The 24,693-nt window shown below is 45.1% G+C and carries 21 protein-coding genes; 18 read left to right on the top strand and 3 right to left on the bottom strand.

Features of this window, described 5'->3' with window-relative positions; genetic code table 11:
• Positions 1-39 precede the first annotated feature (39 nt).
• Together MKY42_RS23165 and MKY42_RS23160 are read left to right on the top strand one after the other, a co-directional pair.
• On the top strand, positions 40-1,101 hold the full coding sequence (locus MKY42_RS23165) for an LCP family protein (protein WP_339844985.1): 1,062 nt from the start codon (positions 40-42) through the stop codon (positions 1,099-1,101).
• Positions 1,102-1,199: 98 nt separating this feature from the next.
• Positions 1,200-1,652 carry a pyridoxamine 5'-phosphate oxidase family protein gene (locus MKY42_RS23160; RefSeq protein ID WP_339844983.1) on the top strand — a complete coding sequence of 151 codons (453 nt, stop codon included), beginning with the start codon at positions 1,200-1,202 and terminating at the stop codon, positions 1,650-1,652.
• Between the two features lie 7 nt (positions 1,653-1,659).
• On the opposite strand, the gene MKY42_RS23155 is transcribed toward MKY42_RS23160, so the two are convergent.
• The gene (locus tag MKY42_RS23155; RefSeq protein ID WP_090901544.1) at positions 1,660-2,355 is read right to left on the bottom strand and encodes a YhcN/YlaJ family sporulation lipoprotein; all 696 of its coding nucleotides are present in this window, start codon (positions 2,353-2,355) and stop codon (positions 1,660-1,662) included.
• Between the two features lie 153 nt (positions 2,356-2,508).
• On the opposite strand from MKY42_RS23155, the gene MKY42_RS23150 reads away from it, so the two are divergent.
• Positions 2,509-3,843: a PhoH family protein gene (locus MKY42_RS23150; protein WP_024628438.1), complete on the top strand. Its 1,335-nt coding sequence runs from the start codon at positions 2,509-2,511 to the stop codon at positions 3,841-3,843.
• Between the two features lie 223 nt (positions 3,844-4,066).
• The gene (locus MKY42_RS23145; protein ID WP_090901541.1) at positions 4,067-5,347 is read left to right on the top strand and encodes an ABC transporter substrate-binding protein; all 1,281 of its coding nucleotides are present in this window, start codon (positions 4,067-4,069) and stop codon (positions 5,345-5,347) included.
• On the opposite strand, the gene MKY42_RS23140 is transcribed toward MKY42_RS23145, so the two are convergent.
• Both MKY42_RS23140 and MKY42_RS23135 read right to left on the bottom strand, forming a co-directional pair.
• Positions 5,339-6,418, bottom strand: coding sequence for a hypothetical protein (locus tag MKY42_RS23140; RefSeq protein WP_090901538.1), 1,080 nt, complete (start codon positions 6,416-6,418; stop codon positions 5,339-5,341). The genes MKY42_RS23145 and MKY42_RS23140 overlap by 9 nt on opposite strands.
• A gap of 188 nt (positions 6,419-6,606) precedes the next feature.
• Positions 6,607-6,843, bottom strand: a complete 237-nt coding sequence (locus MKY42_RS23135; RefSeq protein ID WP_053781237.1) for a DUF2626 domain-containing protein — start codon at positions 6,841-6,843, stop codon at positions 6,607-6,609.
• A 317-nt stretch (positions 6,844-7,160) separates the two neighbouring features.
• Between MKY42_RS23135 and MKY42_RS23130 the strand changes: the two genes are divergently transcribed.
• From MKY42_RS23130 to MKY42_RS23065, 14 genes are all read left to right on the top strand, one after another.
• Positions 7,161-7,811, top strand: coding sequence for an RsfA family transcriptional regulator (locus MKY42_RS23130; protein ID WP_063567002.1), 651 nt, complete (start codon positions 7,161-7,163; stop codon positions 7,809-7,811).
• A gap of 141 nt (positions 7,812-7,952) precedes the next feature.
• Positions 7,953-8,915 (top strand): 2-dehydropantoate 2-reductase, encoded by a 963-nt coding sequence (locus MKY42_RS23125; protein ID WP_090901535.1) that lies wholly within the window; start codon positions 7,953-7,955, stop codon positions 8,913-8,915.
• Positions 8,915-9,289, top strand: a complete 375-nt coding sequence (locus MKY42_RS23120; protein ID WP_090901531.1) for a DUF3397 domain-containing protein — start codon at positions 8,915-8,917, stop codon at positions 9,287-9,289. Before MKY42_RS23125 ends, MKY42_RS23120 begins: the two co-directional genes overlap by 1 nt.
• 151 nt (positions 9,290-9,440) lie before the next feature.
• The gene (locus tag MKY42_RS23115; protein WP_090901528.1) at positions 9,441-11,138 is read left to right on the top strand and encodes a peptide ABC transporter substrate-binding protein; all 1,698 of its coding nucleotides are present in this window, start codon (positions 9,441-9,443) and stop codon (positions 11,136-11,138) included.
• A 189-nt stretch (positions 11,139-11,327) separates the two neighbouring features.
• Entirely contained in the window at positions 11,328-12,260 is a 933-nt protein-coding gene (locus tag MKY42_RS23110; RefSeq protein WP_090901526.1) for an ABC transporter permease, read from the top strand.
• 2 nt (positions 12,261-12,262) lie between these two features.
• Positions 12,263-13,189, top strand: a complete 927-nt coding sequence (locus MKY42_RS23105) for an ABC transporter permease (RefSeq protein ID WP_082704287.1) — start codon at positions 12,263-12,265, stop codon at positions 13,187-13,189.
• A gap of 17 nt (positions 13,190-13,206) precedes the next feature.
• Complete coding sequence (locus tag MKY42_RS23100; protein WP_090901523.1) at positions 13,207-14,970, top strand: ABC transporter ATP-binding protein; 1,764 nt, start codon at positions 13,207-13,209, stop codon at positions 14,968-14,970.
• 155 nt (positions 14,971-15,125) lie between these two features.
• Positions 15,126-16,757 (top strand): bacillithiol biosynthesis cysteine-adding enzyme BshC, encoded by a 1,632-nt coding sequence (gene bshC / locus MKY42_RS23095; protein ID WP_090901519.1) that lies wholly within the window; start codon positions 15,126-15,128, stop codon positions 16,755-16,757.
• Between the two features lie 45 nt (positions 16,758-16,802).
• A complete protein-coding gene (locus MKY42_RS23090; protein WP_076288121.1) occupies positions 16,803-18,068 on the top strand; it encodes an adenosylhomocysteinase in 1,266 nt (421 codons plus the stop codon).
• A gap of 276 nt (positions 18,069-18,344) precedes the next feature.
• Positions 18,345-18,782, top strand: a complete 438-nt coding sequence (mraZ, locus tag MKY42_RS23085) for a division/cell wall cluster transcriptional repressor MraZ (RefSeq protein WP_017687291.1) — start codon at positions 18,345-18,347, stop codon at positions 18,780-18,782.
• An 18-nt stretch (positions 18,783-18,800) separates the two neighbouring features.
• Positions 18,801-19,751 carry a 16S rRNA (cytosine(1402)-N(4))-methyltransferase RsmH gene (gene rsmH, locus MKY42_RS23080; RefSeq protein ID WP_090901516.1) on the top strand — a complete coding sequence of 317 codons (951 nt, stop codon included), beginning with the start codon at positions 18,801-18,803 and terminating at the stop codon, positions 19,749-19,751.
• 27 nt (positions 19,752-19,778) lie between these two features.
• Positions 19,779-20,207: a hypothetical protein gene (locus MKY42_RS23075; RefSeq protein WP_090901513.1), complete on the top strand. Its 429-nt coding sequence runs from the start codon at positions 19,779-19,781 to the stop codon at positions 20,205-20,207.
• 50 nt (positions 20,208-20,257) lie between these two features.
• Complete coding sequence (locus tag MKY42_RS23070) at positions 20,258-22,588, top strand: penicillin-binding transpeptidase domain-containing protein (protein WP_339844960.1); 2,331 nt, start codon at positions 20,258-20,260, stop codon at positions 22,586-22,588.
• A gap of 93 nt (positions 22,589-22,681) precedes the next feature.
• Complete coding sequence (locus tag MKY42_RS23065; protein WP_090901508.1) at positions 22,682-24,646, top strand: stage V sporulation protein D; 1,965 nt, start codon at positions 22,682-22,684, stop codon at positions 24,644-24,646.
• The last annotated feature ends 47 nt before the right edge of the window (positions 24,647-24,693 follow it).

The raw sequence follows: 24,693 nt of genomic DNA, 5'->3' as shown, positions 1-24,693 counted from the left end.
TATATGGGCCAAAACAGATGTGATAAAGGTGTTGAAGATATGAACTCGAATTCGAACGGACTGCCTCCACGGAGACAGGCACCGACTCAATCCGGCGCTTCTGGATCGAAGAACGGCAAAGGCAAGCAACCAAAGAAGAAGAAACGGATGCGAACCTTTGGCAGACTGGTTTTAAGTTTATTGGTTATTGCAATTTTGGTAGGCGGCGGATATCTCTATTGGGTCTATAATCAGGTAGCGGATACGGGCATTGATAAACCGGTTCCTCCTGGAATGTCTGCCAAAACCAAACCCATTACGATGTTGCTGTTAGGTACGGATAATCGTCCGGAAACAGGTACGTATCTCTCGGATGTGGTTATGGTAGCTTCTCTGAATCCGGAGACCAAGACGGCAACCATTGTATCTTTACCTCGGGACACGCGTATTCAGCTGGATGGATATAAAGCGAATAAATTGAATTCTTATTATCCTAAATTTAAAGCACAGGAAAAAACCTCTGGCAAAAATGCAGAGGATCAAATGAAAGAAATGATGAGCAAGTATCTGGATGTGGATATCAATTATACGACTGTCCTGAATTTCCAGGCATTCCGGGATGCGGTCAATGCTGTAGGTGGCGTGGATGTGACAGTGGATAAAAACATGTGTTACAAAGATACGGCCGATGGCACGGATATTAATCTGGTGGCTGGTGCACAGCATTTGGATGGCAAAGAAGCACTTGATTTTGTTCGTTACCGTAAATCGAACTGTAAGCCGAAGACAGATGAATCCAACGACTTTGACCGAAATAAACGTCAGAATCAAGTGTTGAATTCTATGTTGGATCAGTTGAAATCACTGGGAGGCGTCACGAAGATTGGTAAAGTGATTGGTGCTGTTGACAAGAACATGACAACAGACGTGGAATCGGAGCAAATGAAGAACTTCATTTCAACCTACTGGAATATTTCCAAATCGGATGTGCACTACACACCTGTAACCGGAGAGTGGAGAAGTCCATATGTATATATCAACGAAACGGAATTGGCTAATGCCAAACAGGCGTTGAAGGATACACTATCAGGTAAAGTAACAGCATCTCCGACAGCTGAATAACATTCATTCTTTTGGATTGGAAGCGAGTTTGATGGTATGCTATAATAACATCAACAACGAATCAAGAATTGCATAAAGAAGATTAGGGGGCTGGTTGGATGTCCGAAGCCGTCACACAATTGACTGAATCTCTTTTACAGCAATTCAAGAATGAAACTTTTGTGCTCTTAAGCACCGTGGACATTGAATCTGGAGGTCCGACATCCACAGCAATCTCCTGGATTTATGCGGAGAATGCTTCTACTCTTCGTGTGGCGATTGATCATCGTTCGCGTCTCGTGAACAATATGATTGAGAATCCGGTCATTACCGTCACCATTTTTGGAGAAGAGATGGTGTATGCGGTAAACGGACGTGCTTCCGTACGACAAAATCCGTTACAGGATGTTCCGTTTAACATGTGCTGTTTCGACATTTCCATTGAAGCGGTGAGAAACGCCCTTTTTTATGGAGCCCAATTGTCCTCTATGCCTCAATTTGTCAAAATATATGATCAGCGTGCTGCTGAGAAATTAGATGAGCAGGTTTTTACTGCAATGAAAAAAGCCTAGTGAGAGATCACTGGGCTTTTTGTTGTCTTTTGTCTGAAGAATGCAGTTGCTGCATTTGTTGTTCACGTTTTAGATGTTCATCCGGATTTTGACGGACTTTGACATCTTTCGGGAGTTGGGGAATGATTCGGCCCACCATGTCAGCGAGTTCTGAAGCGAAACCGGATATTGGATGACCTTGACGAATATGCTCGCCAATTTCCTTAATGCGTTCAGTGACATCAGCATCTGCGGTAACAATGGAATCTACACCTTCCGGATCTTTGCGGAGGGCTTCGGCCACAGAGTATTTAATTGTACCTACTCGTGCGCGTTCCAGTTCACCGTCAACATCAATGCCAACTACGGCTGTATTGCCAAGAATGACACAGTTGGCATCTTTGACACCTTCCACTTGCTTGGCAAGTGTTTTGAGGTGGGTGACCCTTTTTTCGTTTGGCATCCGAGCCGCCTTGGTGTTGTCCGTGACGTTTTTCTCATGAACCTCACCCGTATTTTCGGTCAGATGGTCCACAGCAGAAGGGTGCAACCGATCTTCCTGAGTATTGAGCATGTGAGATCCTTTCCGTTGATCTTGCTGAGTTGTAACATTTCCTCCGTAACCCTTGGCATGCTGACCTTGCTGCTGTGAGGCATTACGTGTAGAACTGTTGCAGCCTGTAAGTATAAAGATCAGAAGCAGCGTGCAAACCCAATATTTCATAAATGTTCATCCTTTCCTGGAGTTTTTCAGAATGGTTGACAATTATTTTGTCCTAGTCGAATACATTTATGTATGGGAGCATGATTGTCCATGCCGCTGCTGAAAGATCACACTTATCCATGCCTTTAACGACGCCGCTTTGGAGGGGATTGAATGAAAAAGATTTTTGTATTGGATACGAACGTGCTTCTGCATGACCCCAATGCCATATTTGCCTTTGAGGAACATGAGGTAATCATTCCCGCGGTTGTACTGGAGGAGATCGACTCCAAAAAAAGAAATGCTGATGAAATTGGTCGTAATGCCCGTAACGTATCCAGACTTCTTGATGGGTTGCGTGAACTGGGACATCTGCACAGTGGCGTCCCCTTGGCTAACGGAGGCAATCTGAAAGTGGAACTGAATCACCGCAGTTTTGTGAAAGTACAGGAAATGTTTGGAGAAGTGTCTAACGATAATCGGATTTTGGCCGTCGCCCTGAATTATCAGATTGAGGAAAATGAGAAAGAGGTTGTTGAGCGCCAGGTGGTTCTGGTCAGCAAGGATGTGCTTGTTCGTATCAAAGCGGATGTACTTGGTCTTTTCACACAGGATTACTTGTCAGATCGCACGGCAGGTCTCAGTGAATTATATCCAGGCTATACTGCCCTTAAGGTTCATCCTTCGGTCATTGATGAGTTTTACACATATCGCTTTTTACCGATCAAACCGTTACAGTTGTCTTATTCGCTTTACCCGAATGAATTTGTAATTCTCAAGGATGAGATGGGAACCAATAAATCGGCTTTGCTCAAAGTAAACACAGAGGGAACAAAGCTGGAGCCACTTTTTCTGAGTAATGATAATGTATGGGGCATCAGTGCACGTAACGCGCAACAGCGGATGGCCCTAGAACTGCTCCTGAATGATGACATTCCACTTGTCACGATTACAGGAAAGGCAGGTACGGGCAAAACCTTGTTGGCTCTTGCTGCGGGGTTGCTGAAAGTCGAGGATGATCATAAGTACAAAAAATTATTGATCGCCCGTCCGGTTGTTCCGATGGGGAAAGATATCGGTTATCTTCCTGGAGAGAAAGAAGAAAAGCTGAGACCATGGATGCAACCGATTTATGATAACTTGGAATTTTTGTTTGATACCAAAAAAGCAGGCGACATTGATAAAATTTTGATGGGACTTGGCAGTATTCAGGTGGAGGCACTCACATATATTCGTGGTCGGTCTATACCAGGACAGTTTATCATTATCGATGAAGCACAGAACCTGTCACGTCATGAAGTGAAGACCATTGTATCGAGGGTTGGTGAAGGCAGCAAAATTATTTTGATGGGTGACCCTGAGCAAATAGACCATCCTTATCTGGATTCAGCAAGTAATGGTTTGACGTATATTGTGGAGCGATTCAAGCAAGAGGGAATCAGCGGACACATTATGCTGGAAAAAGGAGAACGTTCCAAGCTGGCGCAGCTTGCGGCGGATTTATTGTAAGGAAACGGGAAGTTATTTCCCGGAAAATGTTTCTATTGAACCGGCTCTTCGAGCCGGTTTTTTTTGCTGAAAAAATAAAAATCAGTTATTGCACAGAACTCGATATGCTCGAGGTATGCAAAATATCAGAAAACTGTTTTTTGGCAGGATAGGACAAGAGCACTACTTATTTGTTACAATGAGTGTTGCAGGAAAAAATTAGGTGAGCAAGGAGGGGAAGTTAATGAAGCGTGGACACCAGGTTATTTTGTTCGCAGTACTGCTGCTTTCGTTAACGATTCTGTCTCCCAGCTTTGATTTTAGAGGTTCACAGCATAATCAGGAGCGAGACCAGGAAAAAGATGCATTTCCCAACACGTCATCACGCAGCGAGGACCAACATGCCCCTTTAGAGATTGTAGTCTCGATGTCAGAGGCAGACTTTAAATCGTTTAAAAAAATGGCCAATGAAGTAGCGACTTCTCAACATGTGGAAATCAGTCTTCGGAATTTGGAGCCGGATACATATAAGCGAGTGCTTGATAATAAATTTTCGGTAGGGGAGAGCGGCGATATTATTCTTCTGGATAGTGCGGAAGTTCAATATCATGCCAAAAAAGGACATCTGTATCCGTTAAACGGTACAACGCTGTCCAAGTCGTTAGGAGGAACGGTGGTTGGCTTGCGGGAATTGACAGAGTGGAATGGTTACCAATGGGGTATGCCGTTTGATTTTGACGCTTATGTACTCGCAGCTCGTTCCCCATTCCTGGACAAAGCCGGTTTGGCAGGTTTACCCGAAAATAAGGAGCAGTGGGTCAAACTTGTACAACAAGCAAAGCAAGACGGAACGGATTTATTAAGTATAAACTTAAATGACCTGCAAGCGGTAAGTGCGTGGTTGAATCAGTTTGAGCCAGGCATGTCCCCGAGTAAAATTAAGAAAGCGCAAACTTCTTCGCAAACGGAGGCGTATCAACAGATTATACAGCTGCTGGATCAGATTCAATCGCATATTACGGCCGAATCAATGAATCCGACGATTTCTGCTTCTGGTGAACAAACGGAGGCTCCTATGGCAGTAACGTTGCTGTCAAGTTTGTTGAGCGTAAATCAAGGTGTGGAAGGTGAACAGGATTCATCGGAGAAGATAGCTTTCAGTGCGTTGGAACCTCTAAGATCAAGAAGTCTTGTTATCGCAGCTGGCTCACTTGAGGCGGAAGAGGCCAGCCGCTGGATTGAAGGAATGACTTCCTCTTCTGTGCAAACGGAATGGTACCAACAGGCTAACTACTTACCAGCAAAGCAACAGGAACTAGATCTTGAGTCACAGAAACTAATAACGAAATATGATACGACGGATGTAAAATCCTGGTTCCCAGCAGAATCTTCACAGACTGTAATGACTGAAAGTCCTATACTAGCTCCTGCCTTTCAAAAGAAGATCCAACAACTTCTCGTCGGAGAGATCACGGCTAATCAGTACGTCAAAAGCATTATTGCCTTGCAAAGCTCGTCAGAATGAAATGGCGAGCTTTACTTCAAGTATGCCTTCAGTTGTGGATACCTCTGTGGCTTTGACAAACGACAGAATTTTCTGTGGGTAAAATCCGAGATCGAATTCTCGTTCCAGCATACGACGTGTGGTATCAGGTAGTTCTAACTGATTAAACACAAGTTTATCGACATGAAATCGAATTGAATTCTGAGGTTCATTCTCGACCGTATAATGACCTTCAATGCTTAATTGCAACTGATCACGCTGCCCTGAGGCGGTAATTCGATCTTTGTCGAACTGAAAGGCGAAGTCTTTAAAGATCGGATTCTGCGATCGTAGGAACGTATTTAGCTCATCTTGTCCAATTTGAATGGTATACGTTGTTCCGGTCGTGGAGATGCCGCCGTTTTGTTCCTGGATAAATTGCGGCAGATTCTGCATGGCTGATGCCAATGCTTTGAAATATCGCTTGACCTCGTATATGCCGATGTTCTCCCAATAGATGGTCAACTCATCCATCAGTTTCTGCATGGCTGCAGCATCCCCGCTGGCAGCTACTTTTCCGTCAACTTCTTTCTGTAATGCAAGTACTCGTTCACGTTGATTTTGAAGATTGTTTTTAAGTTCAGACAGTTCTGCAGAGGTTTGGTTAATCTGGGCAGACGTTTGCTGCATGTTGCGATATCGATCCTGATACTTGTCCAGCACAGCCTGATCCCTGCCAATAATGATCTGATAGTAATCGTATAGAATGAACAGGTCCTTAATGGATCTTGCTCCCAGTACCGTCATCAAGAGGCTATCACGCTCTCCGATATAGTAGGATCTTACAACTGCACCCGCACGGTCTTGCTGAGTATGTATCTGGTCTTCCTGTTCCTGGAGCTGAATGGATAACGTCTGACGCTGTTCGTCCAGCTGTTTTTGTCTATCTGCAATACGTTCGATTTCATGATCGATTTCGACGATGGATAGGCTCTGTTGCAGTATTTCGCGTGTTTCCTCAGAGGAAGGCTCTCCATAGGCATAAGTCCAAGGTAGCTGGATCAAAAATATAATGCATACGATGAAGCCGGGAATGCCGTATCGACGTTTCACCCATCATTCTCCTTTCCATGTGTAATATGTACATACAATGCGAACGGGTTTAGCTCTTCCAGACAATATATGAAATAGATACGTGAAATATCCGTAGTGGTTACATAACACAAAGAATAGTCATTTAATCTGAAAACGACAAAAAAGCAATCCGACATTAGCCGGATCGCTTTGATGCTGCTGGCGGATTAGAGCGGCAAATCCATTTGGAATACGGTCCAGTAGCTGAACCCTGTGAATGTCACGATCATATAACCCCAGAAGAGCAATATGTACGTACGTTCCGTAAATTTCAAATATCCCAAAATGACAAAAAACGCAGTCTGCAGGAAAAAAAGCAAAGCCATTTCGACCAGGTCTCCTGCAAAAGCCATCAGGCCAATCGCTAGCGTGAAGAACCCGAGTACCCGAAACATGCGCGCCACGGTAAGTCCTCCTCTCCTATGTACGATCATAGATTGTCTACACAACATTATACCGGGAAAGGAAAAAGGTGTAAACAAAATTGGATATGAAAGCGAATTCTTTTTTTTTGGCTAAAAAGAGTTAAAGTATGGTTTGTTTTGCATATGTAACGTATGAGTACTCATAAATGTGGAAATACATTTTAGTATGAAATCAATTCTATGAACTCTATGAGAGGCATAAGAATGAATGAAGCAGCTTTTATACCTAATTCACATACCGGGAAATCGGTTATGCGGACGGTTATTTTAGGATGTTGTTAGGAGGGTATTATAGCATGACTGCAGTGAGACAGGATGCTTGGAGTACAGAGGACGATTTGATTTTGGCTGAGGTTACTTTGCGTCATATTCGGGAAGGAAGTACACAACTGGCCGCTTTTGAAGAGGTTGGCGAAAAAATAGGCAGAACTTCTGCCGCTTGCGGTTTTCGCTGGAACAGCTGTGTACGTAAGAAGTATGAGTCTGCTATTAGCAATGCTAAGGCTCAACGACAAAAACGAAGTTATCTCCGCAAACAACCGGCTTTGCTCGGACCACAGGTAGCAGCTTTGTCCACACTGGATACAGAAGAGAATTTGTACAAAGCGGATGGGATTTCGGAAGACTCTCTATCCATTGATGCAGTTATACGATTCTTGCGGCAATGGAAGGGAACTGTACAGGAAAATGGTCGCCAGCTTAAAATGCTTGAGAAAGAGCTTCGTGAAAAAGAGGATGAACTTCATGAACTGCGTTGCGAGAATGATCGTCTGTCTAAGGAAGTAAATGAAGTACAGACCGATTATCGTGTTGTAAACGACGATTATAAAGCTTTGATTCAGATTATGGATCGTGCTCGCAGACTCGCATTTCTGACAGAAGAAGAAGAGGAACTCAAAACGAGATTCAAAATGGACGCCAACGGGAATCTGGAACGAATTGAATAACAAAATGTGTTTGATGTTAAGCATTAGATAAGGGCCCGTCACACCTCCGTTACATAACGGCGGGTATGACGGGTTTTTTGTTTGCCGTTTTTGTTCTATTATAAGTAAAAGCAACTATTGGAGTAGAGGTAGGGATGCAGCATGATCATTGACGTTGTAGGATCAGGGTCACTGGGTCTTTTGTATGGAGGAAAGCTTCAGGACGCAGGCAACGAGGTTCGATTTTGGACCAGAACAGCTGAGCAGGCAAATAAACTGAGTTTAGAAGGATTTAAGGTCATTGAACGAGAGAAAACCATCCAGATATCATCTGAGCATATCCAGGTAAAACCGATTACGGAGTTAACCCGAGTGTGGGAACACTCGCCTGGAGATTGGCTACTATTAATGGTGAAACAGACAGCGATACAGGATGTTATACGTGAACTTGGTCCATTGGAGGCGCGAGTGATGAACATCGCATGTTTCCAAAATGGGGTTGGACATCTGGATTATGTGCAATCCAATATGCCGCATTCCAATGTATATAGCGTCATAACGACAGAAGGGGCGAAACGTCAGCAAGATGGAGTCATCCGTGCGGGTATAGGAGAGACCTGGTTGGGCAAAAGTGCAGATGTACGTATCTCATCTCTAACGCCGATGGATCAAAATGAACCCATTCGTTTACAGGGGCTTTTGCAGCAGGCAGGATTTGGCTGTACAGTGTCGAATGAAATCGATAAGCTGATTTATAGGAAGTTGTTAATCAATGCTGTTATTAACCCTCTTACCGCAATATGGCGTATTCCTAACGGTGAGTTAATCACAAGGGAAGAGCGAATTAGGTTCATGCGTCAGCTGTATGATGAGGCATTGGCAGTATATGAAGGCAGCGGAATACTTATTGATGGGGATGTATGGGAACAAATTCTCTCCGTCTGTCGTTCTACAGCCTCGAATACATCCTCCATGCTGTCGGATGTTTTGCATGGACAACAAACGGAGGTGCAATCCATTAACGGGCAAATCGTAAGTATGGCGTGTCGGTGTGGCCTGTTTGCTCCGACGCATGAAGTACTGCTTCATCTGATTGAAGGTATGCAACCGGAAGGAGTGAGTTAATGGGATTTTTTATTGTACTGAGCATACTGCCGTTCTTTCCGTTTATTCTTGTGTATTGGATCATGTACGGATGGAAGAAAGATAAGCGTGTGGCGTTGAGTTCGGCGATGGATGTAACAACCTTATTTCTTATTTTCTCAGTATCGGCGTTATTCAACTTAACATTTGATTCGAATTTTGGATTTTATTTAACACTTATACTCATACTAATAGCGCTTGGATTCATCGGAGGAGCACAAAATAGGCTCAAAGGTAAGGTCGATGGGGGTAGAATGTTCCGGGCCGTTTGGCGCATGGCTTTTGTCATAATGAGTTTTGGGTATGTTTTGTTTACTATATTTGGATTATTTAGATACTTCATGAAACAGATGTGAGGATACATAACGCAAAAAGGCTAAAAAATGTGTCGATTTTGTCGAAAACTGAAAAAAACATTACTTTCTGAAAAAGTAATGTAGATTTTTTTGACCGGTGGTTGTATAATCTATAAACATATACCACATCAATTTAGGGGGAAAGTGTTAGATGAAAAGGAAAAGTCTATTAGTCCTTTTGACGCTGATTTTGGCGTTCGGTACCGTACTTGCAGCGTGCGGATCGAAAAACGAAGGCACAGGTAACACCGATACTGGTTCTGCAACCGAAGGAAATGGTCTTGCTAAAGATCAAGTCCTGAAAATTAACCTGTCAGCTGAACCTCCTACGTTAGACCCGGCTCAAGCAAAAGACAGCCAAACCAACACTGTTCTGAAATTCTTGTATGAAGGTCTTGTGCGTATCGACGCTGATGGTAAAGAAGCTCCAGGCGTTGCTAAAGACTGGACAATCTCCGAAGATGGTTTGAAATATGTTTTCAACCTGAACCCGGATGCAAAATGGAGCAACGGTGATGCAATCACTGCCGAAGACTTTGTACGTTCTTGGGAACGTGCGTTGAAACCGGAAACAGCTTCTCCATATGCTTACCAATTGTATTACATCAAAGGTGCTGAGGGTTACAACCTGAGCAAAGACGAAACATATAAAGGTACTAAAATCACAGACTTCTCTCAAGTAGGTGTTAAAGCTACTGATGAGCACACGCTGGAAGTAACGTTGGAAAACCCAACACCTTACTTCTTGGGTCTGACAGCATTCTACACGTACTACCCAGTACACAAGTCTGCTGACACGAATGACAAATTCTTCACAGACTACAAAAACATGATCGTTAACGGACCATTCACAATGGATCAATACGCTAAAGGTCAAAAAATCGTCGTGAAGAAAAACGAAGGCTACCATGCAGCTTCCGATATCAAATTGTCTGAAATCAACATGTCCCTGACAAACAGCAGTGCTTCTGAACTGCAAGCTTACAAATCAGGACAATTGGACTACACAGGCGCACCTAACGGTGAAATTCCTTCCGACCAAATTCCTTCTGTAAAAGCGGAATTGCCGGACGAGTTTAAAGCTACTGGTATTGCTAGTACGTACTACTACCAGTTCAACGTTAATGAAGCTCCATTTAACAACGTTAAAATCCGTAAAGCTTTTGCAATGGCTATTGAACGTCAATTGATTGTTGACAAAGTAACACAAGGTGGACAAATTCCAGCTTTCGGCTTTGTACCTCCAGGTATCCGCGGTGAAAACGGCGAATTCCGTGATGAGCACAAAGATGACTACTTCACTGAAAACGTAGAAGAAGCTAAGAAATTGCTTGCTGAAGGTATGAAAGAAGAAGGCTACACAACATTGCCTGCAGTAACATTGATCTATAACACTAGTGACGGTCACGCGAAAATCGCTCTTGCTGTTGCTGATATGTGGAAGAAAAACCTTGGTGTTGACGTGAAAACGGAAAACCAAGAGTGGGGCGTATTCCTTGAGAACCGTCAAAACCAAAACTTCCAAGTGGCTCGTGCAGGTTGGTCTGCGGACTACAACGATCCGTACAACTTCTTGGAAATGTGGACAACAGGCAACACAAACAACGATGCTAAATTCAGCAACGAACAGTTTGACAAAGATGTTAAAGAAACTGTAAAATCGGCTGATCCTGCTACACGTATGGCTGCTTTTGCTGATGCAGAGAAAGTCCTGATTCAAGATGAAATGGCAGTAATGCCAATCTATTACTACACTAATGTATCTTTGACTAAGCCTTACCTGAAAGGCGTACAACTTGATTTCAGTGGAGCGATTGACTTCACTCGTGCATATCTGGAAGAGAAATAAGTTGTTCTGAAGTCTATATGATTACTTCGGGATATATATGTGGAATTCCATATATATCCCGATTTTTTTGTATGTGCACCGATTTTCCTTATAATTCTTGAAATTTCCGATAAATGGATTGGACATTATTCTTGTCTAATTCTACAATCGATTTGTATACAAAATATTGTTTGTGGAGGTGTGCAAGGGTTGGTTAAGTACGTGCTGAAAAAACTGCTATTTATGCTGCTATCGCTTTTCATACTCGCATCAGCAACCTTCTTCCTGATGAAGGCCATTCCGGGTGACCCTTTTACATCCGAGAAAAAAGTATCACCTGAAATCCGGGCACTTTTGGAAGTGAAGTATGGTTTGGACAAACCGATGTATGAACAATACCTGAAGTATATGGGTGGAATCATTCAGGGTGATTTCGGGGTTTCTATGAAATACCTGAATCAGGATGTAACCGGTATGATCACTCAAACGTTTACAGCATCGCTGAAGTTAGGTATCTTTGCGATTATTATCTCAATTGTTGTTGGTGTGTTGTTAGGGCTTATTGCCGCAGTTTACCATCGCAAGCTGATTGATGATATTACGATGATCCTCGCTGTTATCGGGATTGCTGTACCAAGTTTCTTGCTCGCATCCCTGGTGCAGTATGTTTTTGCATTCAAACTCGGCTGGTTTAACGTTATGGGCTTCGATGGCCCACTCGACTATGTGCTTCCGGTTGCAGCACTGTCGGCATCGCCAATTGCCTTTATCGCTCGTTTGACGCGTTCAAGCATGTTGGAAGTATTGCATGCCGATTACATCAAGACAGCCAAGGCCAAAGGTTTAAAATGGCCTGCTATTATGTTTAGACACGTTTTACGGAACGGTATTTTGCCAGTTGTTACTTATGTTGGTCCGATGACAGCAAATATTATCACAGGTTCCGTTGTTATTGAGCAAATCTTTAACATTGGTGGAATTGGTAAAGTGTTCGTAGAGAGTATTACGAATCGTGATTACACGATGATCATGGGAATTACAATCTTCTATGGTATTCTCTTGATGCTTGCGCGTTTCCTGACAGATATTGCTTACGTGTTGATTGATCCTAGAATTAAGCTAGAAAGCCGGAAGGGGGCATAACGTTGTCTGGCACGAATAACAACAATAATGAAACGGCGAACACAGGCCTGGATAGTCAGGCAGCGTTGAAATCGCAAGAGAGTGTATCGCTATTCAAAGACGCTATGTACAGACTTGCAACCAACAAGGCCGCTATGATTAGTTTGGCTGTTCTAGTCCTTGTTGTCATTTTCTCTATGATTGGTCCAACTTCGTTGTTCTCAAGCTATAATTATTATTCCAATGATTTGTTGAATGCCAATGCTGCACCGAGTGCAGAACACTGGTTTGGAACAGATGAACTGGGTCGCGATGTATGGGTAAGAACCTGGGTAGGTGCACGTGTGTCTCTTACTGTAGGTTTGGCGGCTGCTTTGATTGACCTTGTTATCGGGGTCATTTATGGAGCCATTATGGGCTTCTACGGTGGACGTGTTGATGGCATCATGAACAAGTTCTCTGAGATCCTGTACTCCCTGCCTTACATGCTCGTTGTTATCTTGTTGCTGGTTGTATTGGAGCCAAGTCTGACAACGATTATCATTGCACTTACCATCACAGGCTGGATCAGTATGTCTTGGATTGTGCGTGGTGAGATTATGCAGCTCAAAAACAGAGACTTTATCCTTGCTGCTCGTTCGATGGGCGCAAGCACTGGACGTCAACTGTTCCGTCATTTGTTGCCAAATGCTGTCGGACCAATTCTCGTTACATTGACGTTGTCCATCCCAAATGCGATCTTCGCAGAAGCATTTTTGAGCTTCCTCGGATTGGGTGTATCTGCACCTAAGTCCTCTCTTGGATCTATGATCAATGATGCACTTACAGGCTGGACGCTGTATCCTTGGCGGATGTGGTTCCCTGCAGGTTTGATGGTTATGACAATGCTTGCATTTAACTTGCTTGGTGACGGTTTGCGCGACGCGCTTGATCCGAAATTACGTAAATAGAAATAGGAGGTGGGATTATGGAGCCGATTTTAACAGTCAAAGACCTGAGTGTGTCATTTACGACGCGTTCTGGTGAGTTTGATGCCGTTAAAAATGTGAGTTTTGAACTTGGCAAAGGAGAGACGCTGGGGATCGTAGGTGAATCCGGTAGTGGTAAGAGTGTTACTGCCCAAACCATCATGAAATTGATTCCCTCCCCGCCTTCGAAGGTCAAAAGCGGAGAAATTACTTTTCACGGGCAGGACCTGCTGAATAAGACAGATAAACAGATGGAAGCCATCCGTGGTAAAGATATCGGCATGATCTTCCAGGATCCAATGACTTCTTTGAATCCTACCATCAAAATTGGTAAGCAAATTACCGAGGTACTGCGCAAGCATCAGAATATGTCCAAAAAAGACGCTGAAAAAAGCGCATTGGAAATGCTCGAACTTGTAGGCATCAAAAATGCGGAAGTGCGTATGAACCATTATCCGCACCAATTTTCCGGTGGTATGCGCCAGCGTGCTATGATTGCGATTGCCTTGGCATGTCGTCCATCCCTTCTGATTGCGGATGAACCAACAACTGCACTCGACGTAACGATTCAGGCACAAATCCTGGATGTTATGAAGGACATGCAACAAAAACTTGGAACTTCGATCATGCTTATCACACATGACCTTGGAGTAGTCGCAGGAATGTGTGATCGTGTTGTCGTTATGAAGGAAGGCGAAGTTGTCGAAACAGGAACAACTGCTGAAATCTTCAGTAATCCTCAACATCCATACACAATTAAATTGCTGAATGCTCTTCCTCGTCTGGACGAGCCTAAAAAAGAAAAGCCTACTCCAGTTGGTATTATCAAAGGTGCCAACAAGCCGCTGGTTCAAGTGAAGAACCTCAAACAATACTTCAATTTGGGCAAAGGGAATATTCTCAAAGCGGTTAATGATGTTAGCTTTGATATTTTTGAAGGCGAAACACTTGGAGTTGTAGGGGAGTCTGGATGTGGTAAATCCACAACGGGCCGTACAATTCTGCGCCTTTATGAGCCAACAGGCGGAAATGTTAACTTTAATGGAACTGACATCTACAAGCTGTCTCCGCGCAAGATGAAAGAAATGCGTAAAGATATGCAGATGATTTTCCAGGATCCTTATGCATCTTTGAACCCACGTTTCAACGTTATGGATATCATCGGTGAATCTCTTGATATTCACGGTCTGGCATCGAGTAAGGCAGAGCGGAAGAGACGCGTTGAAGAACTGCTGGATCTTGTAGGCCTGAATCCTAGCCATGCACTCCGTTATCCACATGAATTCTCAGGTGGTCAAAGACAACGGATCGGGATTGCCCGTGCATTGGCCGTAGACCCTAAATTCATCATCTGTGATGAGCCGTTGTCTGCATTGGACGTGTCCATTCAGGCTCAGGTCGTTAATTTGCTTGAAGAACTTCAGCAACGCCTCGGTCTGACATACCTGTTCATTGCGCATGACTTGTCCATGGTTAAACATATCAGTGACCGTGTAGCTGTAATGTACATGGGTAAAGTGGTGGAGTTGGCAGAAAGTGAAGAACTTTATGCGAATCCGATTCACCCTTACACCAAAACATTGCTGTCTGCGATCCCTGTACCTGATCCGGAAGTAGAAGCGAGCAAACGTCGCATTTTGCTTCCAGAAGAACAAGCACTTAAGAATGGATCTGGTGGTCCTGTAAATGATCCATACAACCTGCAGAACGCTCAATTGATTGAGGTATCCAAAGGTCACTGGGTTGCAGAACCTTACGTATAAAAAGTACAAATTTCATTTGGACTTATCCATGAATATCAAACCGCCGACTTTGTTCGGCGGTTTTTTATTTTTTGATGCACTTTCTTTTGACGAAGAGGGCTCTCATTCGGTACAATCAAGAAAGGCTCTTTGAAGCAGAATAGGAGGCAGACCTCATGAAAGGTATTACCGAGGCACTCCGCAGCGGAACGCGACTTGCAGAAGACTATGTCTGTTCAAGGGATGCTGCGCGTGGCCTTTACGAGTATGACATTCGCTGGGAATCGGGGCTTCATGCGCGTGCCGAGTGGCTGGACCAATCGGAGAACACACGTATTCCTCGTCAACGTCTGGCAGAGTATCTACGTATATATAATAAACGTGTGAACGATCATGGTGCAGTCCATGAATCCATCACACGTCTCGCGGAACAGGATGCGTTGGTTGTTACGGGAGGACAGCAAAGCGGCCTGCTTACAGGTCCGTTGTTTGTAATTTACAAAGCAGCAAGTGTAGTTGCAGCTGCGCGGGAAGCGGAGAACAGGCTACAACGGCCGGTCGTTCCCGTTTTTTGGATTGCAGGTGAAGACCATGACTGGGATGAAGTCAACCACACATATTTGCCTGACGCCAGCGGTGATATGACGAAGATCAAGTTACAAGGGCGGTTTGCAGGCAGGGATTCTGTGAGTAATGTCCATGTGGAAACAGAGCATTGGATGACTGTGCTGGAGCAGGTGGAACATCTGTTACCGGATACGGTGCACAAACCAGGTTTGATGAAGCTGGTTACGGAAATCCATCAGGCGAGTTCGAACCTGAGTGATGCGTTTGCTCGGTTTATCTCAGCGTTATTTGGCAGCAGTGGACTTATTCTGTTGGATGCTGCGGATCCAGACTTGCGCAGACTAGAGCAGCCTGTATTTGAACGCTTGATTCGTGAAAATGGGACATTACGCCAAGCCTATGCACAGGGGGCCTCCGCATTGAAACAAGCCGGATATGCCATGCCTGCTGAAGTTGCAGAAGATGGGGCCAATCTGTTTTACATACATGAAGGGGCACGATTGCTTCTGATGTTGAAAGACGGCTTGTACAGCGACCGTAAAGGTCTGGTTTCATTTACAGAAGAGCGACTGCTTCAGGAACTGGCTGAACATCCCGAGCGGTTTAGTAACAATGTATTGACCAGGCCATTAATGCAGGATTCCATTTTACCTGTAGCGGCTGTTATTTTGGGTCAAGGTGAAATCGCGTATTGGGGATTGACGCGTGAAGCGTTTGGCCGTTTCGGGCTGCAGATGCCTATCTTGCTTCCACGTCTGTCCTTTACCATCATGGAAGATGTTCATCACAAACATATGGTGCAGTACGGTCTTTCTTTCCAGGACGTTCAATATCATATGGAAGAAAAGAAGGAACAATGGCTGGCACAGCAGGAGACCTTCCAGGTCGATGAACAGTTCGAGCGCGTTCAGCAAGCATTTGCCGATCTATATCGTCCATTGCTTGATCAGATTGCAGAGATCCACCCTGGTCTGGACCGAATTGGAGATACCAATGTAGGCAAGATCAGCGCACAGATGCAATATCTGCAACAGCAGACCCACAAAGCCATTAAAGATAAACACAATGTGAGTCTAAGACACTGGAACGGGATGCAAAACTCACTCTTTCCCATGAACAAACCACAGGAACGAGTACATAACGTACTCTTTTACCTGAACCGTTATGGAACCGAGTGGATCGGACAACTGATTGAAAGTCAGAACGAATTCCGTGGACAACACCAAGTGATCACATTGTAGTGACCTTTTATAATAGAAGGAATAGATAATCTAGGAGGATGAGGAATGACTACCCCTGCATTGCAAAACAGTATCGTTAAGGATATGGGTCTCGCTTCGGAAGGTCATCTGAAAATTGATTGGGTAGAAGCGCATATGCCGGTGTTAAACCGCATTCGGCGCCAATTTGAACAGGATCTTCCGTTTAAAGGGTTGAAAGTAGCCATTTGCCTTCACCTTGAGGCCAAAACAGCTTACCTGGCGAAAGTCATTCAAGCTGGTGGTGCAGAAGTGACGATTACACACAGCAATCCATTGTCAACGCAGGACGACGTTTGTGCTGCTCTGGTGGAAGACGGCGTTACGGTGTATGCCAAACATAATCCAGACCCTGTAGAGTTCAAAGAACTGCAGCTCCGTGCACTTGAAGTGAAACCTGATCTGATTATTGATGACGGTGGAGACTTTGCCACTATTATTGCATCTGAACGTCCTGATCTAGCTGCGACGATTCGTGGCGGAGCAGAGGAAACGACAACGGGCATCATTCGTCTGAAAGCTTTGGCGAAAGAAGGACAATTGCGTTTCCCAATGGTTGCAGTCAATGACGCTTATTGCAAATACTTGTTTGATAACCGTTACGGTACAGGTCAGTCTGCATTCGATGGCATCATCCGTACAACCAATCTGGTCGTTGCAGGAAAGAACGTAGTTGTAGCGGGTTATGGATGGTGTGGTAAAGGTGTAGCGATGCGTGCCAAAGGGCTTGGAGCAAATGTTATCGTAACTGAAATCGATCCTATTAAAGCCGTAGAAGCACATATGGACGGATTTCGTGTCATGACGATGGTGGAAGCTGCCAAATTGGGTGATTTCTTCATCGCTGTTACCGGCAATAAAGACGTGATCACTGGAGAGCATTACGATGTGATGAAAGATGGCGCAATTCTTAGCAATGCGGGTCACTTTGACGTGGAAGTAAACAAACCTGAACTTGCTAAACGTTCCGATTCGATTCGTACCGTACGCCGCAACATTGAAGAATATCGCTTCAAAGATGGCCGTAAGATGTATTTGCTGGCTGAAGGACGTCTCGTAAACCTGGGTGCAGCCGATGGACACCCTGCCGAGATTATGGATACAACGTTTGCTTTGCAAGCGCTGGGTCTGCGTTATGTGAGTGAAAACTATGCGGAACTGGGTAAAACCGTTGTTAATGTACCTTATGACATCGATCAACAGGTTGCCAGCTACAAACTGGAAAGCTTGAATATTGCCATTGACTCCCTGTCCGCCGAGCAGGAAAAATATCTGGACAGCTGGAAATTCTAATAGTCATCCATTAATTACAAGCTGATTAAGTGCTACAAAGGGTTTAAAATAGTTTATTAATGATATGGCTCATATGCGGGTGTACGTACGATTGCCCGTAAGCGGGAAACGTCTTTGATCCTGAGTGACAGGATCAAAGACGTTTTTTTGCGGTTATTAAATTAAAAAAAAGTAAAGCCCGTAAGAAGGGTTTTGATTTTTTTGTGCGAATCTATTATGCTTAGGTGGTGGAAAGTGGGGCAAAGTGGGAGAAACGGGTGAGGAGTGAGTGGGCCAATGTTTATGGGGGAGTTCCAACATAGCATTGATGACAAGGGTCGGGTTATTATTCCGGCTAAATTCCGCGAATCTCTGGGACCGTCTTTCGTTGTCACACGGGGTTTGGACCAGTGTCTTTTCGTGTACCCCATGGAGGAGTGGGGGGTCATGGAACAGAAGCTCAAAGCACTGCCATTGATGAAATCCGATGCTCGTGCGTTTACCCGGTTTTTTTTCTCGGGTGCCACCGAATGTGAATTGGACAAACAGGGCAGGGTAAATTTGCCGGGCAATCTTAGAGAGTATGCCAAGCTGGACAAGGATTGCGTTGTTCTTGGCGTGTCGAACCGGGTGGAGATTTGGAGCAAAGGCATATGGGAGAGTTATTTCAATCAATCCGAAGAAGCATTCAACGACATTGCCGAAAAGCTGGTCGATTTTAATTTTGATCTATAAAGTCAGGAGGGGTGCAGGTTGTTTCACCACATAACCGTACTCAAAGAAGAGGCAACAGAGGGTTTAAACATCAAGCAGGACGGTATATACGTGGACTGCACTTTAGGCGGTGGCGGACACAGCTCCGTGATTGCATCCAAGCTCGGTCCAGGGGGACGTCTGATCGCACTGGATCAGGATGATTGGGCTTTGGATAATGCGCGTGAAAAATTGGCTCCATACGGAGAGCGGATTACATTGGTCAAAACCAATTTCCGTGATCTGGAGCAGGTATTGAAAGAACTGGATGTACCGATGAAAGATGGCGTGCCACAGGTAGATGGAATTTTGTACGATTTGGGGGTATCATCGCCGCAATTCGACGAAGGCGAACGTGGATTTAGCTACAACCACGATGCTCCGTTGGATATGCGTATGGATCAGGACGCGTCTCTTACCGCCAAAGAGATTGTTAACGAATGGCCGGAAGAGGAGATTGCCCGCATTTTGTATCGCTATGGTGAAGAGAAATTCTCTAGAAGAATTGCTCGTGTCATTGTTGAAAAACGAAAGCAGTCCACAATTGAGACTACTGGCGAACTGGTGGAATTGATCAAAGAAGGGATTCCGGCGGCGGCGCGTCGTACCGGAGGACATCCTGCAAAACGCAGCTTTCAGGCATTGCGAATTGCCGTTAATGATGAGCTGGGCGCGTTCGAAGAAGCGTTACATCAGGCCGTTCGGTGCTTGGCACCAGGCGGACGTGTATCTGTTATTACTTTTCACTCACTTGAGGACCGAATTTGCAAACAGATTTTTAGCAGTTATCTGGAGAAATGTACTTGCCCTCCCGATTTCCCGTTATGTGTTTGCGGCGGTAAGGGTGTCTTGCGTTTAGTGAACAGAAAGCCGCTGATTCCAACGGAAACGGAACTGGCCGAAAACTCCCGTGCTCGTTCAGCAAAGCTGCGCGTAGCCGAGAAACTGTAAATCAAGAGCAGAGGAGAGAATCGGAGTATGGCATATACACGTGGTAATCTGGCAGTGAAAGAAAAAGCGTCCCAAGAACGTGTGACCCAGCAGCGGTACAAGGAAACTACCAAAGTGGTGACCCGTCGTACCGGTCTTCCGGCACGCGAGAAATTTTTGTATCTGATTACTCTGTTTGCAGTGATTGTTGTGGGTGGTTTAATGATGTCGCGTTACGCTCAAATCTATGATCTGAATAAGCAGGCACAGACGACGCTGTCTGACGTGAGAGAAGCAGAGAAAACGATTGCAGATTTGCAAGTGGAAAAAGAAAAACTGAACAATCTGGTCATCGAGAATGCTCGCAAACTTGGTTACGTTGAGGCTTCCGGCAAGGATGTCATTTTTGTACCTCGCTCAACAAGTACAACGAACTCGACAGGGACTGAATCGTCCTCGGATACAGCAAATAAGTAGAACATTTTGTATCAAGCTATACAAAGTGCTGAAGCAAAAGAGGTGTACCGATGGTAAAAAGAATAAAGATGCGCACACTGCTTATAGGGGGATGTATTACCCTCTTTTTTCTTGTATTAATAACCCGCATCTTTTTTATTCAGGTTGTTAATGGCGGTATTTGGCAGGAGCGAGCGGCTGGTTTGGTTGAACGCGAACAAACCATCAAGGCCAGTCGTGGGACAATCACAGACCGCAATGGTAACATTTTGGCGACGGATGCGCCTGCTTACACGGTGTCTGTAAACCCAGAGATGATTAACAAGCTTGGAATTGAAGATGTGATTATTGACAAATTATCGAGTTTATTGGGTAAAAGTGAGAGTGAAATGCGAGCACTTGTAACAGCTAAAAAGGAAGATGGGACATTCTTTCAACAACGTGAAGTGCGCAGTGAAGGGTATAAAATTAGTCCAGAACTCGCTGCTAAGGTAGACGAATTTCGCGAAAAACTTCAGGATGACTACAAGGCTAAAAACGCGATTGTCATGACACAGGAGTCGAAGCGATATTATCCGGAAGAAACGCTTGCCTCTCATTTGCTGGGATACATGAGCCGTGATGGCAAAGCGGTTAACGGACTTGAAGTCTCCTATGATGAACAGCTTACAGGTACAGATGGTTATCTGAACTATCAGAAGGACGCCAAAGGGTACAAGCTGCCTGATTCCCAGGACAACTATCTTCCACCGCAGAATGGAAGTAACTTGAAGCTGACGATTGATGATACAATTCAGTACTACATCGAAGATGCAATGAAAGAAGCAGTGGCCCAGTACAATCCACTGAGCATGACTGTTATTGCAGCAGATCCAAACTCAATGGAAATCTTAGGAATGGCCAATTGGCCGACCTTTAATCCTAATACGTATGCGGAAACGCCGGATCAGAAAAATTTTATCAACCATGCGATACAATCCATCTATGAACCAGGGTCTACTTTTAAAATTGTTACTCTGGCGGGTGCAGTTGAAGAGAAGTTGTTTGATCCGAATGCTACGTTCGAATCCAAGCGAATCTATATCGGTGGCTATCCCATCAGTGATAACGGTCACGCCTATGGCCGGATTTCCTACTTGGAAGGTGTTAAACGTTCAAGTAACATTGCGTTTGTTAATCTGGGTTATAACATGCTTGGCGGTGAACGTTTGCGTCATTACATAGACCAATTCGGTTTTGGTAAAAAGACGGGTATTGATCTGCCGAGTGAATCAGCATCACCAATCAAGCCGCTGGTTTATAAATCGGAAATTGCCACAGCAGCATATGGCCATGGTCTTGTACAGGTAACTCCAATCCAGCAGGTAGCAGCCGTTTCGGCCATTGCCAACGGTGGGAAACTCATGGAGCCGCACTTGGTGAAGGAGATTATCAATCCAAATGACGGTTCATCCGAAGTGATCAAGCCTAAAGTCGTTCGTCAGGTCATTTCCAAAGAATCTTCCAAACTGGTGAGCGGGTACCTCGAGCAGGTTGTTGCAGATCAGACGATTGGTACAGGACGTAATGCTTACATTGAAGGGTATCGTGTGGCTGGTAAAACCGGTACGGCCAGAAAAGTTGTCAACGGGGATTACAGTAAATCCAAAGACGTCGTTTCGTTTATCGGATTTGCACCCGTAAATAATCCTAAAATTGCGATCCTGGTTGTGATTGACCAGCCGGACGGTGCCAATATTGGCGGGGGGACAGCCGCCGCACCGGTATTTAAAAAGATTGCCAGTCAAGCTCTTCAATATATGGGAGTGCCGAAAGATACGGTGAAAACCACTGACAAAAAGTCTAAAACAACTCCGGTCGTTCAAGCCAAAGCTCCTGATCTGTCAGGTAAGACAGCGAAACAGGCCAGAAGCCAGCTTTTGAACGCAGGAATTGCCTATGAGACACTTGGTCAGGGTGAAAATGTCATTCGCCAATATCCTGTGGCGGGTGCAGCCATGAATCCTGGCCAACGAATCTACCTGTTGACCGAAGAGAGCAGCAAGATGAAGATCCCTGATCTGTCTGGCGAATCTCTCCGGGATGCACTTGAAGTGCTCTCCCTCATGAAAGTGGGCGTGACCGTTAAAGGTGAAGGATATGTGGTGAAGCAAACGGAGCAGGTGGCAGGCGAACAGAGAACGGTTGAGCTTGTGCTGCAGACGGCCAAAGCGGCAGTTACCGGTATAGCAGATGAAGCTCCCGAGTCTTCTGATCCAGCATCAGGAGACGAGACTAACAGTCAGGGGACAGCTGATGGATCGGGGAACACCGAAGAAACGGGCAAAACGGATACTACAAATCCACCTTCAAATGAGACAAAATCGTCTGATAACACATCAGACGAGGCTTCGCTTCCATAGAGATCACAGACAGCTTGTTCTAACCCCCGGTTGTCCTGAATATTCATGAATGGAACACAATCATGATTTTGGGACGAGTGGGGGGATCTTTTCGTGAAGGGGTCAAGCGTAAATCTGCGCCGCAGGTTGTTATGGAGTTTAGTGATTTTAGTTCTGTTATTCTCAGCCTTGGTGATCAGGCTTGCTTATGTACAGTTAGGGAAAGGACCGGAACTATCTGCGAAAGCGGAAGAGTCTTGGCGGCGGAATATTCCTTATTCAGCCAAACGAGGAGAGATCCTGGATCGAAATGGAACCTCTCTCGCCTACAATATAACTACACCAACCATTATGGCGATTCCTGCCCAGGTGAAGGAAGCGGAGACCACAGCAAGAGCACTGGCTCCTTTGCTGGGTATGACCGAAGAGAAAGTGCTGGCAACCATCAAGAAAAGAGAACTAATTGTACGACTACAACCCGGTGGCCGCAAAATTACGATGGAGAAGGCTCAGCACATCCGTGATTTGAAGCTTCCGGGTATCGTTGTTGCTGAGGATAATAAACGCTTTTATCCTTATGATGATCTGGCGGCTCATATTCTTGGTTTTACGGGCATTGATAATCAGGGATTAACGGGTGTAGAGAAAAAGTATGATGATAAACTGAACGGTTTGAATGGCAGTGTGTCCTACTTGTCCGATGCGGCCGGAAGGCTTATGCCGGGCTCATCTGAGAAGTATGTGGAACCAAAGGATGGTCTGAACCTGAAGCTGACTATTGATAAATCGATTCAGTCCATCATGGAGCGGGAGCTGGATCAGGCTATGGTCAAGTTCCAGGCCAACTCGGCGCTTGCCATTGCAATGAACCCTAAGACGGGTGAAATTCTTGGCATGGCCAGTAGACCCGGATATGAACCAGCCGATTATCAGCAATATCCGGCCGAAGTATACAACCGGAATTTACCGATCTGGATGACGTACGAACCAGGTTCAACGTTTAAAATTATTACGCTCGCAGCAGCGCTTGAAGAGAAAAAAGTAAATCTGACGCAGGATCAGTTCTATGATCCCGGATTTGTTGAAGTTGGTGGCGCTCGCCTGCGCTGCTGGAAAAAGGGCGGCCATGGAAGTCAGACCTTCCTGCAAGTTGTGGAGAACTCTTGCAACCCTGGATTTGTTGCACTGGGTCAGAGACTGGGCAAAGAATCATTATTCTCCTATATTAAAGACTTCGGATTCGGTACCAAAACAGGCATCGATCTGAGTGGTGAGGCAAGCGGAATTCTGTTCAAACTGTCACGGGTCGGACCTGTGGAGCTTGCGACCACTGCTTTTGGTCAAGGGGTATCCGTTACGCCGATTCAGCAAGTAGCGGCTGTGTCAGCAGCTATTAATGGTGGTAAACTATACAAGCCATATGTTACAAAGGCTTGGGTTCATCCCGAAACGGGTGAAGTGATGGAAGAGGCCAAGCCGGAACTGGTTCGACAAGTCATCTCGGAAGATACGTCCAAGCAAGTACGTGAAGCACTTGAGAGTGTTGTTGCCAAGGGTACGGGACGTCCGGCGTTTATTGATGGATACCGGGTTGGCGGCAAAACGGGTACAGCCCAGAAAGTAATCAATGGACGTTATTCCTCAACTGAGCATATTGTATCCTTTATCGGTTTTGCTCCGGCGGATGACCCGCAGATTGTGGTGTATACGGCGGTGGATAACCCGAAGGGAATTCAGTTCGGCGGCGTGGTTGCCGCACCGATCGTACAGAACATTCTGGAGGATGCGCTGCATTATATGAATGTTCCGGTTAGGAAGGATCAGGTAGCCAAAGAATACAAGTATGGAGAAACCAAAATCGTGACGGTTCCCGATCTGACAGGAGCTACGGTCGAAGACCTGTATGAGGATCTGAATATGAACTTTATGCTTGCCAAATCCGGTAGCGGAAAATATGTCATTAACCAGGCTCCAAAACCAGGAGCTAGGGTTGATCAGGGTTCTACCATACGCATCTATATGGGTAATGTTCTGAATGATATTCATGATCACACCAAGGAGGAAGGACAAGAGCCCTGATGGGGCTCTTGATCCCCACCGCAACAAAATGCACTGAGTTGCGTTTC

This window comes from Paenibacillus sp. FSL W7-1088 (assembly GCF_037969855.1).
Lineage (GTDB): Bacteria > Bacillota > Bacilli > Paenibacillales > Paenibacillaceae > Paenibacillus.
This window is presented reverse-complemented; position numbering and strand designations above follow the sequence as displayed.

Bases quoted from the DNA above. Each gene is read 5' to 3' on its own strand.
- MKY42_RS23165 (WP_339844985.1), top strand. From the start codon at position 40: ATGAACTCGAATTCGAACGGACTGCCTCCACGGAGACAGGCACCGACT.
- MKY42_RS23160 (WP_339844983.1), top strand. From the start codon at position 1,200: ATGTCCGAAGCCGTCACACAATTGACTGAATCTCTTTTACAGCAATTC.
- MKY42_RS23155 (WP_090901544.1), bottom strand. From the start codon at position 2,355: ATGAAATATTGGGTTTGCACGCTGCTTCTGATCTTTATACTTACAGGC.
- MKY42_RS23150 (WP_024628438.1), top strand. From the start codon at position 2,509: ATGAAAAAGATTTTTGTATTGGATACGAACGTGCTTCTGCATGACCCC.
- MKY42_RS23145 (WP_090901541.1), top strand. From the start codon at position 4,067: ATGAAGCGTGGACACCAGGTTATTTTGTTCGCAGTACTGCTGCTTTCG.
- MKY42_RS23130 (WP_063567002.1), top strand. From the start codon at position 7,161: ATGACTGCAGTGAGACAGGATGCTTGGAGTACAGAGGACGATTTGATT.
- MKY42_RS23125 (WP_090901535.1), top strand. From the start codon at position 7,953: ATGATCATTGACGTTGTAGGATCAGGGTCACTGGGTCTTTTGTATGGA.
- MKY42_RS23120 (WP_090901531.1), top strand. From the start codon at position 8,915: ATGGGATTTTTTATTGTACTGAGCATACTGCCGTTCTTTCCGTTTATT.
- MKY42_RS23115 (WP_090901528.1), top strand. From the start codon at position 9,441: ATGAAAAGGAAAAGTCTATTAGTCCTTTTGACGCTGATTTTGGCGTTC.
- MKY42_RS23100 (WP_090901523.1), top strand. From the start codon at position 13,207: ATGGAGCCGATTTTAACAGTCAAAGACCTGAGTGTGTCATTTACGACG.
- bshC (WP_090901519.1), top strand. From the start codon at position 15,126: ATGAAAGGTATTACCGAGGCACTCCGCAGCGGAACGCGACTTGCAGAA.
- MKY42_RS23090 (WP_076288121.1), top strand. From the start codon at position 16,803: ATGACTACCCCTGCATTGCAAAACAGTATCGTTAAGGATATGGGTCTC.
- mraZ (WP_017687291.1), top strand. From the start codon at position 18,345: ATGTTTATGGGGGAGTTCCAACATAGCATTGATGACAAGGGTCGGGTT.
- MKY42_RS23075 (WP_090901513.1), top strand. From the start codon at position 19,779: ATGGCATATACACGTGGTAATCTGGCAGTGAAAGAAAAAGCGTCCCAA.
- MKY42_RS23070 (WP_339844960.1), top strand. From the start codon at position 20,258: ATGGTAAAAAGAATAAAGATGCGCACACTGCTTATAGGGGGATGTATT.